A 21,688-nucleotide genomic window follows, 5' to 3' on the forward strand; every position below is an offset into this window, starting at 1 on the left:
TAGCGAGTTTCATGGCGGCCCGTACCCTAAACCGACTCAGGTGGTCTGGTAGAGAATACCGAGGCGTTCGGGTGAACTATGGTTAAGGAACTCGGCAAAATGCCCCCGTAACTTCGGGAGAAGGGGGGCCTCTTCTGGTGATCCCACGTGCTGGGTGAGCTGGGGGTGGCCGCAGAGACCAGCGAGAAGCGACTGTTTACTAAAAACACAGGTCCGTGCGAAGCCGTAAGGCGATGTATACGGACTGACGCCTGCCCGGTGCTGGAACGTTAAGGGGACCGGTTAGCTGCGTTTCGGCGTGGCGAAGCTGAGAACTTAAGCGCCAGTAAACGGCGGTGGTAACTATAACCATCCTAAGGTAGCGAAATTCCTTGTCGGGTAAGTTCCGACCTGCACGAATGGCGTAACGACTTCTTGACTGTCTCAACCATAGGCCCGGTGAAATTGCAGTACGAGTAAAGATGCTCGTTTCGCGCAGCAGGACGGAAAGACCCCGGGACCTTTACTATAGCTTGATATTGGTGTTCGGTTCGGCTTGTGTAGGATAGGTGGGAGACTGTGAAGTCATCACGCTAGTGGTGGTGGAGTCGTTGTTGAAATACCACTCTGGTCGTGCTGGATGTCTAACCTGGGTCCGTGATCCGGATCAGGGACAGTGTCTGGTGGGTAGTTTAACTGGGGCGGTTGCCTCCTAAAGAGTAACGGAGGCGCCCAAAGGTTCCCTCAGCCTGGTTGGTCATCAGGTGGTGAGTGTAAGTGCACAAGGGAGCTTGACTGTGAGACTGACGGGTCGAGCAGGGACGAAAGTCGGGACTAGTGATCCGGCGGTGGCTTGTGGAAGCGCCGTCGCTCAACGGATAAAAGGTACCCCGGGGATAACAGGCTGATCTTCCCCAAGAGTCCATATCGACGGGATGGTTTGGCACCTCGATGTCGGCTCGTCGCATCCTGGGGCTGGAGTCGGTCCCAAGGGTTGGGCTGTTCGCCCATTAAAGCGGTACGCGAGCTGGGTTTAGAACGTCGTGAGACAGTTCGGTCCCTATCCGCTGTGCGCGTAGGAGTCTTGAGAAGGGCTGTCCCTAGTACGAGAGGACCGGGACGGACGGACCTCTGGTGTGCCAGTTGTTCTGCCAAGGGCATGGCTGGTTGGCTACGTTCGGAAAGGATAACCGCTGAAAGCATCTAAGCGGGAAGCCTGCTTCGAGATGAGGGCTCCCTCCTCCTTTGAGAGGGTAAGGCTCCCGGTAGACGACCGGGTTGATAGGCCGGATATGGAAGCCCAGTGATGGGTGGAGTTGACCGGTACTAATAGGCCGAGGGCTTGTCCATAGTTGCTTGCGTCCACTGTGTAGGTTCTGAGACAACAACCGTGTGTTGGCCGGTTTGTTTGTTTCATGGTGTTTCGGTGGTTATAGCGTTAGGGGAACGCCCGGTCACATTCCGAACCCGGAAGCTAAGCCTTTCAGCGCCGATGGTACTGCATGCGGGAGCGTGTGGGAGAGTAGGACGCCGCCGAACAAATCGTGAGAGCCCGGGGTTCTGGATTTATCGTCCAGGACCCCGGGCTTTTTGTTGTCCGTCACCGGCCGTTCATGTCTCGTGGTGACCATCAGCACATGGGTACCTCAGTGGTGGCTGCGGCCGGAGTCAGAGCGGGCGACGAGGTGGTGCTGCCCTCCTACGGTGGGGAGTGGGCAGCCGCACTGGTGCGTTCGCAGGGCGCGGTCCCGGTCTTCGCGGATATCGACGCCGCCAGCTTCTGCCTCGATCCCGCGGCCGTCGCGGACGTGCTCTCCGAACGGACGACGGCGATACTGCCGGTCGCCCTGTTCGGGCAGACGCCCGATCTGGAAGGGCTGGAAGAGCTGGCGCGGCGTCATGACATCGCCGTCATCGACCCGCGCGAACTGCGGGACGAGGCTGGTCTCTCGGCCGGCGCCTCCCGGCGTCGTCAGCTCGCCGAGTATCTGAACGCGCGGCTCACCGGGGTGGTGACGCCGACGGCGTCCCCCGGGCGCGAGCATCTGTTCACCCGGTACGTGGTGCGGGTACAGGGCAACGGGCGTCCGGACCGCGACGCCTTCCGGCTCGCGCTGCGGTCACGGGGCATCCTGGGCGAGGTGCCGATACTGACCCCGGCGCACCGTATCGCGGGCTCCCGGAGTGAGGCGCGGCTTCCGGAGACGGAACGGGCCGCCGCGGAGTCGCTGGCGCTGCCCGTGCACGAGGGCCTCACACGACGGCAATTGCACAAGATGGTGTCGGCCTGCAACGCCCTCGGCGGCCTGCTGCCGGAGCCGGTGTGCTGAATACCGTCGGCCTGATCCGGCTGGTGTCCTCGCGGTGAGGCTCTTGCCCTCGTGTCGGGGAGTCACGGGGGCGGTCCGGAGCAGGCTTCACCGTCGGGTATGATCTAACCCGTCGACAGGCCCCAATAGCTCAGTCGGCAGAGCGTCTCCATGGTAAGGAGAAGGTCAACGGTTCGATTCCGTTTTGGGGCTCCACGAAGGAAAGGCCCCCGTCCTTGAGGCGGGGGCCTTTCGCCGTTGTGGCACAGGGCGGTCCGGGACCGGCTATTCGGGAACGCGCATCGCCAGAATGGCCATGTCGTCTGACGGGGCGTCGGAGGCGAAGCGCTCGACGGCCCGCATGACGCGTGCGGCGACGGCTCCGGCGGTCAGGCCCGTGCAGGTGGTGAGGCATTCGGCCAGCCCCTCGTCACCCAGCATGCGCGTGCCCTCGCGGCGTTCCGTGACGCCGTCGGTGACGCAGACGAGGACGTCGCCCGGGTCGAGCGTCAGTGTCTGCTCGTACAGCTCGAGGTCGTCCATGACGCCGAGCAGCGGCTGCGGTTCGGCGGCGGGCTCGACGCTGCCGTCCTGGCGCAGCCGCAGCGGAAGGGGGTGCCCGGCGCAGACGACCTTCAGGAGGGCGCCGCCCTCCTCCTGCGGCCACACCTCGCCGTAGAGCAGGGTGAGGAAGCGGCTGCGGGAACCCTCGTCGAGGATCGCGGCGTTGAGGCGCTCCAGGACGGCCGGACCGGTGAAGCCCTCGCGGGCGAGCAGCCGCAGGGCGTGCCGGGCCAGCCCGGTGACGGCGGCGGCCTGTGGACCGGTGCCGCACACGTCGCCGATGGCGAAGCCGTAGGCGCCGTCGCGGATGGGGAAGAGGTCGTAGAAGTCGCCCCCGACCTCGTTGCCCTCGCCGGCCGCGCGGTAGATGACCTCCACCTCGACGCCGGGGACCTGCGGCAGCTCCGGCGGGAGGAGGCTGCGCTGCAACGACTGGCTGATGGCGGTGCGCTCGGAGTAGAGCCGGGCGTTGTCGAGCGCCAGGGCCGCCCGGCGGGAGAGGTCCTCGGCCAGTTCGAGGATCTCCTGGCGGAACCGCTCGTCGGTGGGCTTGCCGAGGGTGAGCATGCCGATGACCCGGTTGCGGGCGACGAGCGGCATCACCACGGTCTCGCCGCCGACGGCCGAGGCGGTGGCGAGACCGGCACCGGGCGCCGGCATCTGCTCGTCGCCGAGGAGCAGGCTGCGCAGAGAGGTGCGCAGCGCGGTGGAGTGGGCCGCCTCGCCGGGGGCGCTCCAGCCGCGGGCGCCGGGGGAGAGGACGGGTTCGGGCGGTTCGACCTTGGACAGCAGGGCCTTGAGCCCGTCGATGAGGTCCTCGTCCTCGTGGAGGACGTAGGCGAGCTCGGGGTCGGAGGCGGGCTCCGCGATGGTGTAGACGGCGCACCAGGCGGCGAGGGTGGGCACGGTCATCTGCGCCATGAGCGCCAGCGTCTGGTCGCGGTCGAGGGTGCCGGCCAGCAGGTCGGAGGCCTCGACCAGGAAGGAGAGGGAGCCGCGGCGCAGGCGCTCCAGCTCGGTGAGCCGGGCGGACTCGACGGCGAGTGCGATGCGGTCGGCGGCGAACTGGAGACGCAGGGCCTCCTCGTTGGTGTAGCGGCCGGGGGTCTCGGCGGCGACGCCGAGCGAGCCGGTCAGCCGCCCCTCGACCTTCAGCGGGACGGTGACGACGGAGCGCATGCCGGTGCCGGTGAGCAGCGGTACCGCCCCGGGGACGGAGGTGAGGTCCTCGTGGACGGAGGGCATGCGGGCGCTGCCGTAGCGCCCGCTGCCGGCCTCGACGGGGACCCGGGCGAAGCGGTGCCGGGCCGAGGCGAGACCCGTGGAGGCGCGGACCTCCAGCTCGGTCTCGTCGTCGGTGGCGAGCAGCAGGTAGGCGGCGTCGCCGTCGAGCATGTCGCGGGCGCGCTCGACGGTGCGCTGGAGGAGGCCGTCGAGATCTTCGGGAGCGGGCGAGCCGATGAAGACCTCGAACGGGTCCGTGGCGCGCTCCCGGCTCTCGCCGCCGCCGCCGGCGTCGGAGGAGGACGCGGAGCGCGCCGGGCTCTGGAGGACGGCGCGCTCGTGGTCGCGTACGAGGAGGCAGACGGTGGACGGCTCGCCCTCGGCGTCCCGGATGCGCAGGTGCGAGGCGTAGACGGGTACGGTGCGGCCGTCCGCGCAGCGTAGCCCGTAGGTGCCCTCCCAGCGGGAGAGCAACAGGGCCTCGGCGATGCCGGTGCCGGTGCCGGGGGTGTGCGGCCAGGCGGCGTAGTCGGTCAGGTGCTTGCCGACGACCTGCTCGGCGGGGTAGCCGGACAGTTCCTCCGCGTCCTCGTTCCACACGGTGACGAGCCCCGCGCGGTCGATCTGGACGACGGCCACGCGGACCCGGGTGTCGGTGACGGGCAGTGCCTCGTCGGGAATCGCGGGGCCCGCGGTGCGGGTGCCCACGGGGCGTTCGGGGAGGGCGAGGCGGAACCAGACGCGCTTGTCGGAGGCGGTGTAGTCGACGCCCCAGCGGGTGGCGAGGGCGGCGCACAGCAGGAGGCCGCGGCCGCCTTCGCGGTCGGGCCCGGGCAGGGCCTGGGTGGCGTCGCGGATGGGCACCTCGCGCTCCGGGTAGCGGTCCACGACCTCGATCCGGACGCCGTCGTCCTCCCGGAGGCAGACGACCTCGGCGGAGGTGCCGGCGTGGACGACGGCGTTGGTGACCAGCTCGCTGGTGAGGACCACGGCGTCGTCCACGATGTCGGCCAGGCCCCAGCCCTGGAGGGTGTCGCGCACGAAGCCGCGGGCGGCCGCGACGGAGCGGCCCACCGGTTCGAAGGTGGCTGCGGCCCGTGCGGTGATCACTGCGCTCCCCATGGGTTTCTCGGTCCGGCTCGTCGGCTCTGCGCGCTTCTCGGGAGTCCGCTGGGCGCCCACGCGACCGGTTCGCCCCAGACCGGCGCTCTGCTTGTCCACCCCGGCGCCCTCTCCTTGCCCTTTTGCTGCCCGTCTCGCTGCGGCGGCGGGCCGTCCCGTCGCCTGAGCCAGGGTACTGACGTCGACCGGGCCCGCGGGCGCCGGTCGCAGGTGTTTCCCCCCTGCCGGTCATGTCACCGGCGTGTGCGATGCTGCCGAACTGTTATCGCCTCCTTCTGCCGAGGTGAAACACTGGGACGATTGGTTGAGTCAGCCAGGCGGAATGGTCGACCCTGCAGGAGGGACGCGGTGGACTCCAGCGGAGCGGCGCACAGCGGCGCCAGCACGCGACCGAAGGGCGGACGGGCCCGCAGGAGCGGAACCGTCGAAGTCGACAGGGCTTCGCTGGACCGGCTGCGCACGGCGCTCGTGGCGATGCGGGACGGCAACTTCCGCAAGCGCCTCACCGTCGCGGGTGACGGGCCGATGGCGGAGATCTCGGCCATCTTCAACGAGGTCGCGGACCGGAACCTGCACCTGGCGAACGAGATCTCACGGGTGCGCCGCGTCGTCGGACGGGAGGGGCGTCTCACCGAGCGGCTGGAGGCGGGGGCCTGCGAAGGGTCCTGGCTGACGGCCGTGGACGCCTCGAACGCGCTCGTGGAGGACCTGGTGCGACCGGTCTCCGAGGTCGGGCGGGTGCTCACCGCCGTCGCGGAGGGCGATCTCGGCCAGCGCATGGACCTGCGGGTGCAGGGGCCCGACGGTTCGCCGCCGCGGGCGCTGCGCGGGGAGTTCCTGAAGGTCGCCCGCACGGTGAACGGGCTGGTGGACCAGCTCTCGGTGTTCACCGACGAGGTGACGCGGGTGGCCAGCGAGGTGGGCACCGAGGGCAAGCTCGGCGGTCAGGCCAAGGTGCGGGGCATGTCCGGGTCCTGGAAGGACCTGACGGACTCCGTCAACACGATGGCCTCGCGGCTGACGGCGCAGGTGCGCGACATCGCGCTGGTGACGACGGCGGTCGCGAAGGGTGACCTGTCCCGCAAGGTGACGGTGCACGTCGCGGGCGAGATGCTGGAGCTGAAGAACACCGTCAACACGATGGTGGACCAGCTCTCCTCGTTCCAGTCCGAGGTGACGCGGGTGGCCCGCGAGGTGGGCACCGAGGGCGAGCTGGGCGGCCAGGCCCGGGTCGAGGGCGTCGGCGGCGTCTGGCAGGACCTGACGGACTCCGTGAACCTCATGGCGGGCAATCTGACCTCGCAGGTGCGGGAGATCGCCCGGGTGACGACGGCGGTGGCCAACGGCGACCTCTCGCAGAAGGTCACCGTGAACGCGCGGGGTGAGGTCGCGCAGCTCGCCGACACGATCAACACGATGACGGAGACGCTGCGGACGTTCGCCGACGAGGTGACGCGGGCCGCCGTCGAGGTGGGCACCGAGGGCATCCTGGGTGGTCAGGGCCAGGTGCCGGGTGCGGCGGGGACGTGGAAGGATCTGACGGACTCGGTCAACACCGCGTTCCGCAACCTCACCGCGCAGGTGCGGGACATCGCGCAGGTGACGACGGCGGTGGCGAACGGTGACCTGTCGCAGAAGGTCACCGTGGACGTGTCCGGCGAGATGCTGGAGCTGAAGAACACCGTCAACACGATGGTCGACCAGCTCTCCTCCTTCGGCGCCGAGGTGACCCGCGTGGCGCGGGAGATCGGCGTGGAGGGCTCCCTGGGTGGTCAGGCGCAGGTGCCGGGTGCGGCGGGGACGTGGAAGGATCTGACGGACTCGGTCAACACCGCGTTCCGCAACCTCACCGGCCAGGTGCGCAACATCGCGCAGGTGACGACGGCGGTGGCGAACGGTGACCTGTCGCAGAAGGTCACCGTGGACGTGTCCGGCGAGATGCTGGAGCTGAAGAACACCGTCAACACGATGGTCGACCAGCTCTCCTCCTTCGCCGACCAGGTCACCCGCATGTCCCGGGACGTGGGCACCGAGGGCCGGCTCGGCGGCCAGGCCCGGGTGGACGGCGTCTCGGGCACCTGGAAGGACCTGACGGACTCCGTCAACTCGATGGCCGGGAACCTGACCGACCAGGTGCGCCAGATCGCGCAGGTCACGACCGCCGTAGCGCGGGGTGACCTCTCGCAGAAGATCCAGGTGGACGCCCGCGGGGAGATCCTGGAGCTGAAGAACACCATCAACACCATGGTGGACCAGCTCTCGGCCTTCGCCGACCAGGTGACCCGGGTCGCCCTGGAGGTGGGCACCGAGGGCCGGCTGGGCGGTCAGGCGCAGGTGCCCGGCGTCGCGGGCGTGTGGCGGGACCTGACCGACTCGGTGAACGGCATGGCCGGGAACCTCACCTCGCAGGTGCGCAACATCTCGCAGGTCGCCACAGCCGTCGCGCGCGGTGATCTCTCGCAGAAGATCACCGTCGACGCCCGGGGCGAGATCCTGGAGCTGAAGACCACGATCAACACGATGGTGGACCAGCTGTCCTCGTTCGCCGAGCAGGTGACGCGCGTCGCGCGCGAGGTGGGTACCGAGGGCATCCTCGGCGGCCAGGCCGAGGTCAAGGGGCTCTCCGGCACCTGGAAGGACCTCACTCAGTCGGTGAACGGGATGGCGAACAACCTCACCTCCCAGGTCCGCAACATCGCCGAGGTGTCCACGGCAGTGGCCCAGGGCGACCTCTCGAAGAAGATCACCGTCGACGCGAAGGGCGAGATCCTGGAGCTGGTCACCACCGTGAACACGATGGTGGACCAGCTGTCCTCGTTCGCCGAGCAGGTGACGCGGGTGGCCCGCGAGGTGGGCACCGAGGGCAAGCTCGGCGGCCAGGCGCAGGTGCGGGGGGTCTCCGGGATCTGGAAGAACCTCACCGACAACGTGAACCTGATGGCGAACAACCTCACCGGCCAGGTGCGGAACATCTCCGAGGTGGCCACCTCCGTCGCCAACGGCGATCTGACGAAGAAGGTCACGGTGGAGGCGAGCGGCGAGGTCGCGCGGCTCGCCGACACGGTCAACACGATGGTGACGACGCTGTCCTCGTTCGCAGCCGAGGTGACGCGCGTGGCCCGTGAGGTGGGCACCGACGGCATCCTGGGTGGCCAGGCCCGGGTGCCCGGCGTCTCGGGCACCTGGAAGGACCTCACCGAGTCCGTGAACTCGATGGCGAACAACCTCACCGGCCAGGTGCGCAACATCGCCCAGGTCACGACGGCCATCGCCAAGGGCGACCTCACCAAGAAGATCGACATCGAGGCGCGGGGCGAGATCCTCGCCCTCAAGACGACGATCAACACGATGGTCGACCAGCTCTCGCTGTTCGCGGAGCAGGTGACGCGGGTGGCCCGCGAGGTGGGCACCGAGGGCATCCTCGGTGGTCAGGCCCGGGTCCGGGACGTCGCCGGCACGTGGAAGGACCTCACGGAGTCCGTGAACGAGATGGCCGGGAACCTGACGCGTCAGATCCGCGCCATCGCCGAGGTCGCCACCGCCGTGACCCGGGGCGACCACGGGGTGCGGATCGACGTGGACGCCGCCGGCGAGATCATGGAGCTCCAGGGCTACCTGAACGAGATGATCCGCAACCTGCGCGAGACCACGCTGGCCAACCGCGAGCAGGACTGGCTGAAGGGGAACCTGGCCCGGATCTCCGGGCTCATGCAGGGCCGCCGCGATCTGGACGACGTCGCGCAGCTGATCATGAGCGAGCTGGCCCCGGCCGTCTCGGCCCAGCACGGGGCGTTCTTCCTCGCGGTGCCCACGGGTCCGGCGACGGAGAAGGCGGGTGTCGGCGAGGGCGACGGCGAGTACGAACTGCGGCTCCTCGGTGCCTACGGCTACGCGCCCGGCTCGATGCCGATGTCCTTCGCGCCGGGGGAGTCGCTGGTGGGGACGGCGGCCGCCGAGAAGCGCACGATCATCATGGAGAACGTGCCGCCCGGCTATCTGAAGATCACCTCGGGGCTGGGCGAGGCGCCGGCCGCGGACGTGATCATCATGCCGGTGGTCTTCGAGGGACAGGTCCTCGGCGTGGTGGAGCTGGCGGCGTTCCAGCCCTTCACCCAGATCCAGAAGGACTTCCTCAGCCAGATCGTCGAGATGATCGCCACGAGCGTCAACACGATCAGCGTCAACACCAAGACGGAGGTCCTGCTCAAGCAGTCCCAGGAGCTCGCGGAGCAGCTCCAGGAGCGTTCCGGTGAGCTGGAGAGCCGCCAGAAGGCGCTGGAGAAGTCCAACGCCCAGCTGGAGGAGAAGGCCGAGCAGCTCGCGCAGACCAACCGGGCCGTGGAGATCAAGAACTCCGAGATCGAGCAGGCGCGGCAGGTGCTGGAAGAGCGGGCCGAGCAGCTCGCCGTCTCGATGCGCTACAAGTCGGAGTTCCTGGCGAACATGTCGCACGAACTGCGCACGCCGCTGAACTCGCTGCTGATCCTCGCCAAGCTGCTCGCGGACAACGGGGAGGGCAACCTCAACCCGAAGCAGGTCGAGTTCGCCGAGACGATCCACAGCGCCGGTTCGGACCTGCTGCAGCTGATCAACGACATCCTCGACCTGTCGAAGGTCGAGGCCGGCAAGATGGACGTCAGCCCGACGCGCATCGCGCTGGTGCAGCTCGTCGACTACGTCGAGGCGCACTTCCGGCCGCTGACCGCCGAGAAGAGCCTCGACTTCTCCGTGCGCGTCTCGCCGGAGCTGCCGCCCACCCTGCACACCGACGAGCAGCGGCTGCTGCAGGTGCTGCGGAACCTGCTGTCGAACGCGGTGAAGTTCACCGACACGGGCGCGGTGCAGCTGATGATCCGCCCCGCGCGCCACGACGTGCCCGTCGCCATCCGCCAGCAGATGCTGGAGCAGGGCGCGCTGCGGGACGCCGACGCCGAGCTGATCGCCTTCTCGGTCACCGACACCGGCATCGGGATCGCCCAGAGCAAGATGCGGGTGATCTTCGAGGCCTTCAAGCAGGCGGACGGCACGACGAGCCGCAAGTACGGCGGCACCGGGCTCGGGCTGTCGATCAGCCGGGAGATCGCACGGCTGCTCGGCGGCGAGATCGACGCCGTCAGTGAGCCGGGCCGCGGTTCGACGTTCACGTTGTACCTGCCGCTGCACCCCACCGAGCTGCCGCCGCCGCGGTTCGAGCAGCCCGACGGCGCGCCGCTGGCCCTGCCCGGGCTGCCGGAGCCCGGGCCCGTGGAGGCCGCGCCCGCGCCCGAGCCCGTCTCGCCGCGGCTGGTGCCCCCGGCCCTGCCCGGGCCGGCGAACGGCTGGGCGGACGGCCGGGCGGACGAGCTGCTGGGCGGGCGCTTCGCCGACGAGGCGGAGTCGGCCGGGGAGAGGGCCGCTCCGGAGGCGCCCGTGCGGGCCGCCGGTCCGGCGCCCGCCGAGCCGGTGGGCGAGGGCCTGGCCGAGCCGGAGCCGCCGCGCTACGGCATGCGCCGCGGCGCGAGCCCCCAGCCGGTGGACCCGAGCCGCTTCGAGGGGCGCAAGGTGCTCATCGTCGACGACGACGTGCGGAACGTGTTCGCCCTCACCAGCGTGCTGGAGCAGAACGGGCTGCAGGTGCTGTACGCGGAGAACGGCCGCGAGGGCATCGAGGTGCTGGAGCAGCACGACGACGTCGCACTGGTCCTGATGGACATCATGATGCCGGAGATGGACGGCTACGCCACGACGCAGGCGATCCGCCGGATGCCGCAGTTCGCCGGGCTGCCGATCATCGCGCTCACCGCGAAGGCGATGAAGGGCGACCGGGAGAAGAGCATCGGGGCGGGCGCGTCCGACCACGTGACCAAGCCGGTCGACCCGGACCACCTGCTCTCCGTCATGGACGAGTGGATGCGGGCAGGCTGATATGCGGCTCTTCGGAGCGGCCGTGTATGTTGACTGGCTGTGGCCGGTTCCGGAGGGAACTGCGGCATTCGGGAACCTCCTGGTCTCCTGGGGCGTTCCCGCTGTGTGCACAGTGACATCTCGGTGACAGGGTGTGGCGGACCGCGGGGTTTGGCTACCATGACCGGCACAAGGACGGGCGGCGCAAAGGAGTCGTCCCCAGGAGTGGCGCCCTCGGCGCTACCGGGGCGAGGAGGACGGGCCATGGTGCAGAAGGCCAAGATCCTCCTGGTCGATGACCGGCCGGAGAATCTGCTGGCGTTGGAGGCGATCCTCTCCGCGCTCGATCAGACGCTGGTCCGGGCATCGTCAGGGGAGGAAGCGCTCAAGGCATTGCTCACGGACGATTTCGCCGTGATCCTGCTGGATGTCCAGATGCCGGGCATGGACGGCTTCGAGACGGCAGCCCACATCAAGCGGCGAGAGCGCACGCGCGACATCCCGATCATCTTCCTCACGGCCATCAACCACGGCCCGCACCACACCTTCCGCGGCTACGCCGCCGGCGCCGTCGACTACATCTCCAAGCCCTTCGACCCGTGGGTGCTGCGGGCCAAGGTCTCGGTGTTCGTCGAGCTGTACATGAAGAACGTGCAGCTGCGGGAGCAGGCCGCGCTGCTGCGGCTCCAGTTGGAGAACGGCCAGGGGCCGGAGAACGCCAAGGAGACGGCGGCGGGCGTCCTCGCCGAGCTCTCGGCGCGGCTGGCCGCCGTCGAGGAGCAGGCGGAGGCGCTCTCCAAGCAGCTGGGTGACCACGCGGACGCCGGAGCCGTCGCCACGGCGGCCCACCTGGAGCGCAAACTGTCCGGGCTGCGCAGGGCACTTGACGCGCTGGAGCCGGGCTCGGAGGGCCATCCCGCCTCCGTGCCCACCCAGCAGTGAGCACAGCGTTCTCCTTCCGGCGCCGTTGATCCCGGCCCGGTCGCGTTCGGCGCGACGGGGCCGCGCGCGTCCCGGCCGGTGCGCGGACACCGGCCGCGTCGGCGCGCCGCGTCCGGCGCCGGGCGGGCGCCGTCGGGGACGAGGGAGGGGACGTGGGCGGGCTCGCCACGGACGCTGACCGCGCGTCAGCCGGGAGGCGCGGGCGGCGGACGGAGCCGAGGCACCCCCGCTCCCGCGCGAACCCCTGGTCCATCCGTGCCTCACCCGGCGTGCGGCGGTAACCTCGCCATCATGGCCTCACGTACGTCCGGCAGCCGGGCAGCAGCCGGCAAGGCGCCCGCGAAGAAGTCAGCGGCGAAGCCGCCGGCCAGACCGTCGGCGAACATGGCCACGGGGAAGAAGGCGCCGGCGAAGAAGGCCGCGGCCAAGAAGCCGCCGCCGAAGCCCGCGCCGTCCCCCACCGGCGGTATCTTCCGCCTGGTGCGCGCGGTCTGGCTGGGCGTCGCCCACGCCGTCGGCGCGCTCCTGCGGGGCATAGGGCGCGGGGCGAAGGGACTCGATCCGGCGCACCGCAAGGACGGGCTGGCGCTGCTGCTGCTGGGGCTGGCCATCGTCGTCGCCGCGGGGACGTGGTCGAACCTGCGGGGGCCCGTGGGGGATCTCATCACCATGCTGGTCACCGGCGCGTTCGGTCGGCTCGACCTGCTGCTGCCCGTCCTGCTCGGTGCCATGGCGGTCCGGCTCATCCGGCATCCCGAGGAGCAGGACGCCAACGGTCGCGTCGTCATCGGGCTCTCCGCGCTCGTCGCCGCCGTCCTGGGACTGGTGCACATCGCCTGTGGCGCCCCAGGCCGGGATGCGGGCGAGGAGGCGTTGCGGGACGCCGGAGGGCTGATCGGCTGGGCGGCGGCGCAGCCGCTGATCCTCAGCGTCACCGAGGTGCTGGCCGTTCCGCTGCTCGTGCTGCTGCTGGTGTTCGGTCTGCTCGTGGTCACCGCCACCCCGGTCAACGCCGTTCCGCAGCGGCTGCGTCAGGCGGGCGTGCGGCTGGGCATCGTGGCCGCCCCGGAGGAGGCCGAGGACGGCTTCGACGCGGCGGAGGACGAGGACGCGGGGGTGGCACCGCGCCGGCGCCGCGCGGACCTGCGCAAGGACGCCGGTCCGCTGGAGGCCGAGAAGGAGGCTCTGGACCGCCGCCGTGCCGCGCGCCGGCCGCGTCGCGGCGTCGGCGCGCTGGACGGGGGCGCGGCGGACGGCGGCGGCGCGGGTACGGGCTCGGGTTCGGTGGACCGGCCTCCGGCGATGCCCACCCGTCGCGACGGGCGGTCGCTGGACGCGGTCGATCTCGCCGCGGCGGCCGCTGCGGACCTGGACGGCGCGCTGCTGCACGGGGTTCAGCCGTCGCGGCTGCTGGCCGACATCAGCAGCACGGTGGCCGCCGAGCGGGACGAGGCGCGGGCGGCCGCCGCCGAGGACGCCCCGGGGGCGGGCGCTCCCGGGCGGGGGAGGGCGGCCGGGCAGACCCGGCCGGAGCCGCCCGGCGGCGTGCCGGACCTGACGAAGCCGGCCCCCGAGCGCACCGGCGACCTGCCGCCGCGGGCCGAGCAGCTGCAGCTCGCCGGGGACATCACTTATGCCCTGCCCTCGCTGGACCTGCTGGAGCGCGGGGGCCCCGGCCGCACGCGCAGCGCGGCCAACGACGCCGTCGTCGAGTCGCTGACGAAGGTGTTCTCCGAGTTCAAGGTCGACGCCGCCGTCACGGGCTTCACGCGCGGGCCCACCGTCACCCGCTACGAGGTCGAGCTCGGCCCGGCGGTGAAGGTGGAGAAGATCACCGCACTGACGAAGAACATCGCCTACGCGGTGGCCAGTCCGGACGTGCGGATCATCTCCCCGATCCCCGGCAAGTCCGCCGTGGGCATCGAGATCCCCAACAGCGACCGGGAGATGGTGAACTGCGGCGACGTGCTGCGCTCGGCCGAGGCCCAGGGTGATGACCACCCCATGGTCGTGGCGCTCGGCAAGGACGTGGAGGGCGGATACGTCAACGCGAACCTCGCGAAGATGCCGCACATCCTGATCGCGGGCGCCACCGGTTCCGGCAAGTCGTCGTGCATCAACTGCCTGATCACCTCGGTCATGGCGCGGGCGACGCCGGAGGACGTGAGGATGGTCCTGGTGGACCCCAAGCGCGTGGAGCTGACGGCCTATGAGGGCATCCCCCACCTGATCACCCCCATCATCACCAACCCCAAGAAGGCCGCGGAGGCCCTGCAGTGGGTGGTGCGCGAGATGGACCTGCGCTACGACGACCTGGCCGCCTACGGGTTCCGCCACATCGACGACTTCAACACGGCCGTGCGCGCCGGTTCGGTGACGGCGCCCGAGGGCAGCGAACGGGAACTGGCGGCCTACCCCTACCTGCTGGTCATCGTCGACGAGCTGGCCGACCTGATGATGGTGGCGCCGCGGGACGTCGAGGACGCCATCGTGCGGATCACCCAGCTGGCCCGGGCGGCGGGCATCCACCTCGTGCTGGCGACCCAGCGCCCGTCCGTCGACGTCGTCACCGGGCTCATCAAGGCCAACGTGCCCTCCCGGCTCGCGTTCGCCACCTCCTCGCTGGCCGACAGCCGGGTCATCCTCGACCAGGCGGGTGCGGAGAAGCTCATCGGCAAGGGCGACGCGCTGTACCTCCCCATGGGGCAGGGCAAACCCACCCGAATGCAGGGGGCCTTCGTCACGGAGGACGAGGTCCGCGCGGTCGTCGCGCACTGCAAGGAGCAGATGAGGCCGGTCTTCCGGGACGACGTGCTCGTCGGCCAGGGGAAGAAGAAGGAGATCGACGAGGAGATCGGCGACGACCTGGACCTGCTGTGCCAGGCCGCGGAGCTGGTGGTCTCCACGCAGTTCGGCTCCACCTCGATGCTCCAGCGCAAGCTGCGGGTCGGCTTCGCGAAGGCGGGCCGGCTGATGGACCTGATGGAGAGCCGCGACATCGTCGGCCCGAGCGAGGGCTCCAAGGCACGGGACGTGCTCGTCAAACCGGATGAACTCGATGGAGTGCTGGCACTCATTCGCGGGGACACTGATAGGTAACTCATTAAGACTAGGTCTCGTAACGAACACGCGGACAACCGTTTCCTCTGGGCATACGTCCAGTTAGGCGGGTAAGCGGAACATCACCCGTACCGCTGCGGCGCTGCGCGTCTCCGCCCCCGGGATGTTCGGCCATCCTGGGGGCGGAAGACGTCCGTCCGCCCCGTTGTCCGAACCTGTCACGACCCCCTTAGACTGAATCTCCAGCAGGTGGCTACACGCTCGAAAGGCGCCCCCGTGTCCATCGGCAACTCCCCCGAAGAGGACCGGCCTTCGGCCGCTCCGCACGAGGACCGGCCGCCCGTCGGCCGGGTCCTCCAGCAAGCCCGAGTCGAAGCGGGACTGACCGTCGAGGAGGTCAGTGCCGCCACCCGCGTGCGCGTTCCCATCGTGCAGGCGATCGAACAGGACGACTTCACCCGCTGTGGCGGCGACGTGTACGCGCGCGGGCACATCCGCTCGCTCGCCAGGGCCGTGGGTCTCGATCCACGGCCCGTCGTCGAGCAGTACGACGCAGAGCACGGCGGACGTCCCGCGGCCACACCCGCCGCACCGCTGTTCGAAGCCGAACGCATCCGGCCTGAGCGCCGCCGTCCGAACTGGACGGCGGCGATGGTCGCGGCGATCGTCGTGGTCATCGGGTTCGTCGGCTTCACTCTCGTCGGGGGTGAGGACAAGGGCACCCCCGTCGCCGAATCCAGTGATCAGCAGTCCGCCGAAGCGGAACCCAGTCCCTCCGCGACGGCCGAACCGGAACCGAAACCGTCCGACAGCGCCATCGCCGCGGCCCCGGCCGACAAGGTCACCGTGCGGCTCGTCGCCAAGGACGGCGACAGCTGGATCTCCGCGGAGGACCACACCGGGCGCCTCCTGCACGAGGGCGTGCTCACGGACGGCGACAGCAAGACCTTCACCGACGACGAGCAGATCGACCTCGTCCTCGGCAACGCCGGAGCCGTCGAGCTGTACGTCAACGGCAAGAAGGTCGAGCAGGTGGGCGAGGTCGGCCAGGTGCAGCGCGTCAGCTACACCAAGGGCGACCCGGCGCAGGGCTGAGCCGCACCGGCCTCCCGGCGCCCGGGGCGGCCCGACCCCGCCGCGGCCCCGGTCGTGTCCCGCGCTCGCGCAGGGCACGACCGGGACCACGGCCGGGACGAAGTAGGCTTGAGCCCATGCCCGAACGCCGTACCGTCGCCCTGGTCACACTTGGCTGCGCCCGTAACGAGGTGGACTCGGAGGAGCTCGCAGGCCGTCTGGCGGCCGACGGCTGGGACCTCGTCCACGACGCGGAGCAGGCCGATGTCGCCGTCGTCAACACCTGTGGGTTCGTCGAGGCCGCCAAGAAGGACTCCGTCGACGCCCTGCTCGAAGCCGGCGACCTGAAGGGCCGGGGACGCACCCAGGCCGTCGTCGCCGTGGGCTGCATGGCCGAGCGCTACGGCGCCGAACTCGCCGACGCGCTGCCCGAGGCCGACGGTGTGCTCGGCTTCGACGACTACGCCGACATCTCAGACCGCCTGCAGACCATCCTCTCCGGAGGCGTCCACGCCCCGCACACGCCCCGGGACCGGCGCAAGCTGCTGCCCGTCACGCCCGCCGAGCGGCAGGACAGCCGGGTCGCGCTGCCCGGTCACGGGGACGCTCTCGCGTCCGCGCCCGCCGATCTCCCGGACGGGCTCGCCCCGGCCTCCGGTCCGCGCGCGCCGCTGCGCCGTCGGCTCGACACCAGCCCCGTCGCCTCGGTGAAGCTCGCCTCCGGCTGCGACCGCCGCTGCTCGTTCTGCGCGATCCCCTCCTTCCGAGGCTCCTTCGTCTCCCGGCGCCCCGCCGACGTCCTCGGCGAGACCCGCTGGCTGGCGGAGCAGGGGGTCAGGGAGATCATGCTCGTCTCCGAGAACAACACCTCCTACGGCAAGGACCTCGGGGACATCCGCCTCCTGGAGACCCTGCTGCCCGAGCTGGCCGCCGTCGACGGCATCGAGCGCGTCCGCGTCAGCTATCTGCAGCCCGCCGAGCTGCGCCCCGGTCTCATCGACGTGCTCGCCGGCACCGACAAGGTGGCGCCGTACTTCGACCTCTCGTTCCAGCACGCTTCGCCCTCGGTGCTGCGTGCGATGCGCCGCTTCGGCGACACCGAGCGCTTCTGGGAGCTGCTGGAGACGATCCGGGCCAAGGCGCCCGAGGCCGGGGTGCGGTCGAACTTCATCGTCGGCTTCCCCGGCGAGAGCGAGGCCGACTTCGCCGAGCTGGAACGCTTCCTCTCCGGCGCCCGGCTGGACGCGATCGGCGTCTTCGGCTACTCGGACGAGGACGGCACCGAGGCCGCCGGCTACGCGGACAAGCTCGACCCCGACGTCGTCGCGGAGCGGCTCGCGCACCTGACGCCGCTGGCGGAGGAGCTGACCGCGCAGCGCGCCGAGGAGCGGCTCGGGCAGAGGCTGCACGTGCTCGTGGAGAGCGTCGACGGGGAGGACGGCGTCCTCGGCCGAGCCGCCCACCAAGCCCCCGAGACCGACGGCCAGGTGCGGCTCGTCGGGCCCGGCTGCGCCGGTCTCACCCCCGGACGTATGGTCGAAGCGAAGGCTGTGGCGGCCGAGGGTGTGGACCTGGTCGCCGAGCCGGAGACGGTCGAGGAGGCCCCATGACAGGCGTCCCGGCCTCCGCGGCCGACGGCGGACGGCTGGCGCAGCCCCGTCCGGCGTCGGCGCGGCAGGCGGGCGTGTGGAACATCGCCAACGTCCTGACCATGATCCGCCTGGCCCTCGTGCCCGGCTTCGTGGTGCTGATGCTGGTGGACGGCGGTCATGACCCGGGTTGGCGCTCGCTGGCCTGGGCGGCCTTCACCGTCGCCATGATCACGGATCTGTTCGACGGCGAGCTGGCCCGCCGGTACGACCTCGTCACCGACTTCGGCAAGATCGCCGACCCCATCGCCGACAAGGCGATCATGGGCGCCGCGCTGGTCTGCCTCTCGGCGCTCGGCGACCTGCCCTGGTGGGTCACCCTCGTGATCATCGGCAGGGAGCTGGGCATCACGCTCCTGCGCTTCTGGGTGATCCGCTACGGCGTCATCCCCGCCAGCCGGGGCGGCAAGCTCAAGACGCTCGCCCAGGGCGTCGCGGTCGGCATGTACATCCTCGTCCTGACCGGTCCGCTGGCCAGCCTGCGCTGGTGGATCATGGCTGCCGCCGTCGTCCTGACCGTCGGCAGCGCCGTGGAGTACGTGCTGCAGGCCGCCCGGCTGCGTCGGGCGGGGCTCGCGGAGGAGCGGGCCCGATGAGCCCCGCGGCGAGTGGCGCGGACAGCGGCTTTCTCGCCGCCGAGGCACTGAGGCTGCTCCGCGGCCGCGGGGAGACGGTCGGGGTCGCCGAGTCGCTGACCGGTGGGCTGGTGGCCGCCGCGCTCACCGCCGTCCCCGGTGCCTCCCGGAGTGTCCGCGGCTCGCTCACGGCGTATGCGACGGACGTCAAGCAGCGGCTGCTGGGCGTCGACGGCGAACTGCTCTCCGCCCGGGGAGCCGTCCACCCGGAGGTCGCCCGGCAGATGGCAGGTGGGGTTCGGGCGTTGCTGGGTACCCGCTGGGGCGTGGCCACCACTGGCGTCGCCGGACCGGAGCCGCAGGACGGACAACCGGTCGGGACGGTGTACGTCGCCGTCGCCGGACCCACGGGCCCGGTCACCGCCCGTCGCCTGGCTCTCACCGGAGACCGGACGCGTATCCGGGAGGAGAGCGTCCGAGCCGTTCTCCATCTGCTCTGCGGAGAACTACTGGAGAATGGCGGGGGACAGGATACGGAACAGAGCGGGGGTCAGGGATGTTTGCAGCCCTGAGTGAACACGACATCGCTCCCCGCACGCCCGCGGTTGTAGGCGGTACGGTGGGGCATGAAGGATTCAGGTCCACGGTCCGAGGAGGGAGCCACCGATGATTCTGCTCCGTCGCCTGCTGGGTGACGTGCTGCGTCGGCAGCGCCAGCGTCAGGGCCGTACCCTGCGCGAAGTCTCCGCATCCGCGCGCGTCTCACTCGGCTACCTGTCCGAGGTGGAGCGAGGGCAGAAGGAGGCTTCCTCCGAGCTGCTGTCGTCCATCTGCGATGCACTGGACGTACCGATGTCCGAACTGATGCGTGAGGTCAGCGACGAGCTGGCTCTGGCCGAGCTGGCCCAGTCGGCCGCCGGCGATGCGGTGCCGGCGCCGATGCGGCCCGTGCTCAACCCGGTGTCGGTCACCTCCGTCACCGGTCGCCCCGACGAACGGGTGACGATCAAGCGGCCCCAGGAGGCCGTGGACGTCGTCGCCGCGTAGCGCTCGACCCGTGCGGTAGGCAGACCTCCTGCCGCACGGCACTGACGCCAAAGACCCCGGGTGGGCTGCCTCGGCAGCCCACCCGGGGTCTTCGTGTGCGGCGGGACGGTTCTCAGTGCTGCTCGGCGAGCCACTCGTCGAACGTGGTGGGCGCGATGCGGGCGCCCTTCCCGGGCAGCAGCGCGTTGCCGGCGTTGGCGGTGTCGAAAACGCCTTCCCACGTCGGCACGAGGCGCACGTCGCGGCCCCGGGCCCGCAGGGTGCGCCGGGCCATGTCCACCAGGTCCTGCGCCTCCGGCCCCGCGACATCGGGGTAGCGGCCCTGCGGCGGTCCCACGGCGACCTCGATCAGCACCTCGGCGACGTCGCCGGGCGCGATCGGCTGCACGAGCAGGGGCGGGATGGTGGCGACGCCGTCCTGCTCCGTCCAGCCCGCCACCATCTCGGCGAAGTCGTGGAACTGCGTGACGGGGACGATCGTCCACGGCACCGGGCCCTCGGACAGGAGGCGCTCCTGCTCGCGCTTGCCCGCGTAGTGCGCGTTCTCGCTCTCGTTCCGCTGGATGCCGACGATGGACAGCAGTACGTGGTGCCGCACGCCCGCCCGTTCGGCGGCGGCCAGCAGGTTGCGGGTGGTGGTGCCGAAGTAGTCGACGGTCTCCTTCCGCTCACCGGCCGGTGCGTTGGTGACGTCGAGGACCACCTCGACCCCGGCCAGCGCCTCGTCCAGACCCTCGCCGCTCGTCAGGTCGACGCCGATCGAGCGGCTGACGCGCACGACCTCGTGGCCGCGCTGTTGCAGCAGAGCGACCGTGCGCGCCCCGATGTTGCCCGTGGCACCGGCGACTGCGATCCGCATGATGATCTCCCTTTCTCTGGCGTCGGCGAGAAACTATCACGGACAACGCGGGTCTGTAATATCTACGATTAGACTCGAAGGTGTGAAGCTGCCTGTGAGCACCGAATGGGTTCTGCACTGCGCCACCTCCCTGGCGCAGCTCGATCCGGGCGCCAGCGCGTCGACCACCCAGCTCGCGCAGTACTACGACCTGCCTGCGCCCTCGTTGGCCAAACAGCTCAAGGCGCTGGTCAAGGCCGGTGTGCTCAGCGCGACCACCGGCCCGCGCGGAGGCTTCCGGCTCGCCCGGCCCGCCGCCCAGATCACCCTGCTGGAGATCGTCGAAGCCGTGGACGGGGCGTCATCCCCGTTCGAGTGCCGTGAGATCCGCCGACGAGGCCGCGGGGGCCTGCCACCGGAGGAGTGCGGCCACGCCTGCCTCCTCGCCGCGAGGATGGCCGACGCCCACCGGGCCTGGCGCAGCAGCCTCGCCGGCGTCACCCTCGCCGACGTCCTCGCGGACCTGCCTCCGGCCGCGCCCGCCCGCACCCGCTCCCTGCTCACCGGCCCGGACGCTCTCTGACCCGCGGCCCGGCCCTCCCGGCTCAGGCCCACAAAGGCGCGTCCCCGTGGCCGGGCTGGCACCGAGGACACCAGTAGACGGGGCGGCTCGCGCCGTCCCGCCCGGCGGACTCCACGCGCCGCACCGGCGTCCCGCAGCGCAGACACGGGCGATGCCGCCGCCCGTACACCCACAGCTGCCGGCCCCGCCGTGCGTCCCCCGTCGTCACCCGCTCCGGCCGTGCCTTGTTCAGCTCCAGCAGCCGCCGGGCCAGCGCGACCAACCGCTCCAGCGAGGGCACCTCGCCCACCGGCGCCCACGGCGGCACCCGGGCCAGGAAGCACAGCTCCGAGCGGTACACGTTGCCGATACCGGCCAGATTGCGCTGATCCAGCAGTGCCTCCCCGATCTCCCGCCCCGGCTCGGCGCGCAGCCGGCGCAGCGCCTCCGCGCCGTCCCAGCCCGGCCCCAGCAGATCCGGCCCGAGATGCCCGACGACCTCACCCTCGGCCCGCGTCGGCAGCAGCGCCAGCACCGGCAGCCGGTAGCCGACCGCCACGGCCTCCGGAACGCCCAGCACCGCCCGGATCTGGTGGCCCGGGCCGCCGCTCCAGCGTTCCCCCGCACCGAACACCCGCCAGGAGCCGTCCATCCGCATATGCGAGTGCAGCGTCAGACCCCCGCCGAACCGCGTCAGCAGATGCTTGCCGCACGCCACCGTCTCCAGCACCTCACGGCCCGCCAGGTCAGCCGTCGCGAACGCCGGGACCCGCAGCTCGCCCCGGCTCAGCCGGGAGCCGGAGAGCGCCTCGTGCAGCCTCCGCGCCGTGCGCCAGACCGTGTCTCCTTCCGGCATGCCC

Annotated in this window: 13 protein-coding genes, 1 tRNA gene and 2 rRNA genes (1 of these 16 running past the window's edge); 13 read left to right on the plus strand and 3 right to left on the minus strand. The window is 70.7% G+C overall.

The genetic code is table 11. The features are described 5' to 3' along the window. The 4 genes from O7609_RS20610 to O7609_RS20625 all read left to right on the plus strand — a co-directional run. Nucleotides 1-1,329, plus strand: a 23S ribosomal RNA gene (locus O7609_RS20610); it begins 1,798 nt to the left of the window's first position. Nucleotides 1,330-1,401: 72 nt separating this feature from the next. Next, nucleotides 1,402-1,518 (plus strand): 5S ribosomal RNA (gene rrf, locus O7609_RS20615). 98 nt (nt 1,519-1,616) lie between these two features. Beyond that, complete coding sequence (locus tag O7609_RS20620; protein WP_269735523.1) at nt 1,617-2,309, plus strand: DegT/DnrJ/EryC1/StrS family aminotransferase; 693 nt, start codon at nt 1,617-1,619, stop codon at nt 2,307-2,309. A 119-nt stretch (nt 2,310-2,428) separates the two neighbouring features. Further along, nucleotides 2,429-2,504 (plus strand) — tRNA-Thr (locus O7609_RS20625). A 69-nt stretch (nt 2,505-2,573) separates the two neighbouring features. Here O7609_RS20625 and O7609_RS20630 read toward each other — a convergent pair. Then, complete coding sequence (locus O7609_RS20630) at nt 2,574-5,198, minus strand: SpoIIE family protein phosphatase (RefSeq protein ID WP_332328071.1); 2,625 nt, start codon at nt 5,196-5,198, stop codon at nt 2,574-2,576. A 474-nt stretch (nt 5,199-5,672) separates the two neighbouring features. On the opposite strand from O7609_RS20630, the gene O7609_RS20635 reads away from it, so the two are divergent. The 8 genes from O7609_RS20635 to O7609_RS20670 all read left to right on the plus strand — a co-directional run bounded on the left by O7609_RS20635 (nt 5,673) and on the right by O7609_RS20670 (nt 19,428). Further along, on the plus strand, nt 5,673-11,102 hold the full coding sequence (locus tag O7609_RS20635; protein ID WP_269737176.1) for a HAMP domain-containing protein: 5,430 nt from the start codon (nt 5,673-5,675) through the stop codon (nt 11,100-11,102). Between the two features lie 243 nt (nt 11,103-11,345). Further along, complete coding sequence (locus O7609_RS20640) at nt 11,346-12,023, plus strand: response regulator (RefSeq protein ID WP_269735522.1); 678 nt, start codon at nt 11,346-11,348, stop codon at nt 12,021-12,023. Between the two features lie 291 nt (nt 12,024-12,314). Then, complete coding sequence (locus tag O7609_RS20645) at nt 12,315-15,122, plus strand: DNA translocase FtsK (RefSeq protein WP_269735521.1); 2,808 nt, start codon at nt 12,315-12,317, stop codon at nt 15,120-15,122. Nucleotides 15,123-15,359: 237 nt separating this feature from the next. Further along, nucleotides 15,360-16,178: a helix-turn-helix domain-containing protein gene (locus tag O7609_RS20650; protein ID WP_269735520.1), complete on the plus strand. Its 819-nt coding sequence runs from the start codon at nt 15,360-15,362 to the stop codon at nt 16,176-16,178. Between the two features lie 116 nt (nt 16,179-16,294). Further along, a complete protein-coding gene (rimO, locus tag O7609_RS20655) occupies nt 16,295-17,767 on the plus strand; it encodes a 30S ribosomal protein S12 methylthiotransferase RimO (protein WP_269735519.1) in 1,473 nt (490 codons plus the stop codon). Next, nucleotides 17,764-18,402, plus strand: a complete 639-nt coding sequence (pgsA, locus tag O7609_RS20660) for a CDP-diacylglycerol--glycerol-3-phosphate 3-phosphatidyltransferase (RefSeq protein WP_269735518.1) — start codon at nt 17,764-17,766, stop codon at nt 18,400-18,402. The genes rimO and pgsA overlap by 4 nt, the downstream gene beginning before the upstream one ends. Then, complete coding sequence (locus O7609_RS20665) at nt 18,399-18,953, plus strand: CinA family protein (RefSeq protein WP_269735517.1); 555 nt, start codon at nt 18,399-18,401, stop codon at nt 18,951-18,953. Before pgsA ends, O7609_RS20665 begins: the two co-directional genes overlap by 4 nt. Before the next feature lie 94 nt (nt 18,954-19,047). After that, the gene (locus tag O7609_RS20670) at nt 19,048-19,428 is read left to right on the plus strand and encodes a helix-turn-helix domain-containing protein (RefSeq protein WP_191209893.1); all 381 of its coding nucleotides are present in this window, start codon (nt 19,048-19,050) and stop codon (nt 19,426-19,428) included. A gap of 112 nt (nt 19,429-19,540) precedes the next feature. On the opposite strand, the gene O7609_RS20675 is transcribed toward O7609_RS20670, so the two are convergent. Further along, on the minus strand, nt 19,541-20,287 hold the full coding sequence (locus O7609_RS20675) for an SDR family oxidoreductase (RefSeq protein ID WP_269735516.1): 747 nt from the start codon (nt 20,285-20,287) through the stop codon (nt 19,541-19,543). A 94-nt stretch (nt 20,288-20,381) separates the two neighbouring features. Between O7609_RS20675 and O7609_RS20680 the strand changes: the two genes are divergently transcribed. Then, on the plus strand, nt 20,382-20,849 hold the full coding sequence (locus O7609_RS20680) for an RrF2 family transcriptional regulator (RefSeq protein WP_269744017.1): 468 nt from the start codon (nt 20,382-20,384) through the stop codon (nt 20,847-20,849). Between the two features lie 22 nt (nt 20,850-20,871). Here the strand turns inward: O7609_RS20680 and O7609_RS20685 are convergent, their stop codons facing one another. Then, on the minus strand, nt 20,872-21,684 hold the full coding sequence (locus O7609_RS20685; protein ID WP_269735514.1) for an Fpg/Nei family DNA glycosylase: 813 nt from the start codon (nt 21,682-21,684) through the stop codon (nt 20,872-20,874). Between the last annotated feature and the right edge of the window lie 4 nt (nt 21,685-21,688).

Source organism: Streptomyces sp. WMMC1477, assembly GCF_027460245.1.
Taxonomy (GTDB): Bacteria; Actinomycetota; Actinomycetes; order Streptomycetales; family Streptomycetaceae; genus Streptomyces.

Coding starts and splice junctions, on each gene's coding strand:
- O7609_RS20620 (WP_269735523.1), top strand. CDS start 1,617: ATGGGTACCTCAGTGGTGGCTGCGGCCGGAGTCAGAGCGGGCGACGAG.
- O7609_RS20630 (WP_332328071.1), bottom strand. CDS start 5,198: ATGGGGAGCGCAGTGATCACCGCACGGGCCGCAGCCACCTTCGAACCG.
- O7609_RS20635 (WP_269737176.1), top strand. CDS start 5,673: ATGCGGGACGGCAACTTCCGCAAGCGCCTCACCGTCGCGGGTGACGGG.
- O7609_RS20640 (WP_269735522.1), top strand. CDS start 11,346: ATGGTGCAGAAGGCCAAGATCCTCCTGGTCGATGACCGGCCGGAGAAT.
- O7609_RS20645 (WP_269735521.1), top strand. CDS start 12,315: ATGGCCTCACGTACGTCCGGCAGCCGGGCAGCAGCCGGCAAGGCGCCC.
- rimO (WP_269735519.1), top strand. CDS start 16,295: ATGCCCGAACGCCGTACCGTCGCCCTGGTCACACTTGGCTGCGCCCGT.
- pgsA (WP_269735518.1), top strand. CDS start 17,764: ATGACAGGCGTCCCGGCCTCCGCGGCCGACGGCGGACGGCTGGCGCAG.
- O7609_RS20665 (WP_269735517.1), top strand. CDS start 18,399: ATGAGCCCCGCGGCGAGTGGCGCGGACAGCGGCTTTCTCGCCGCCGAG.
- O7609_RS20670 (WP_191209893.1), top strand. CDS start 19,048: ATGATTCTGCTCCGTCGCCTGCTGGGTGACGTGCTGCGTCGGCAGCGC.
- O7609_RS20675 (WP_269735516.1), bottom strand. CDS start 20,287: ATGCGGATCGCAGTCGCCGGTGCCACGGGCAACATCGGGGCGCGCACG.
- O7609_RS20685 (WP_269735514.1), bottom strand. CDS start 21,684: ATGCCGGAAGGAGACACGGTCTGGCGCACGGCGCGGAGGCTGCACGAG.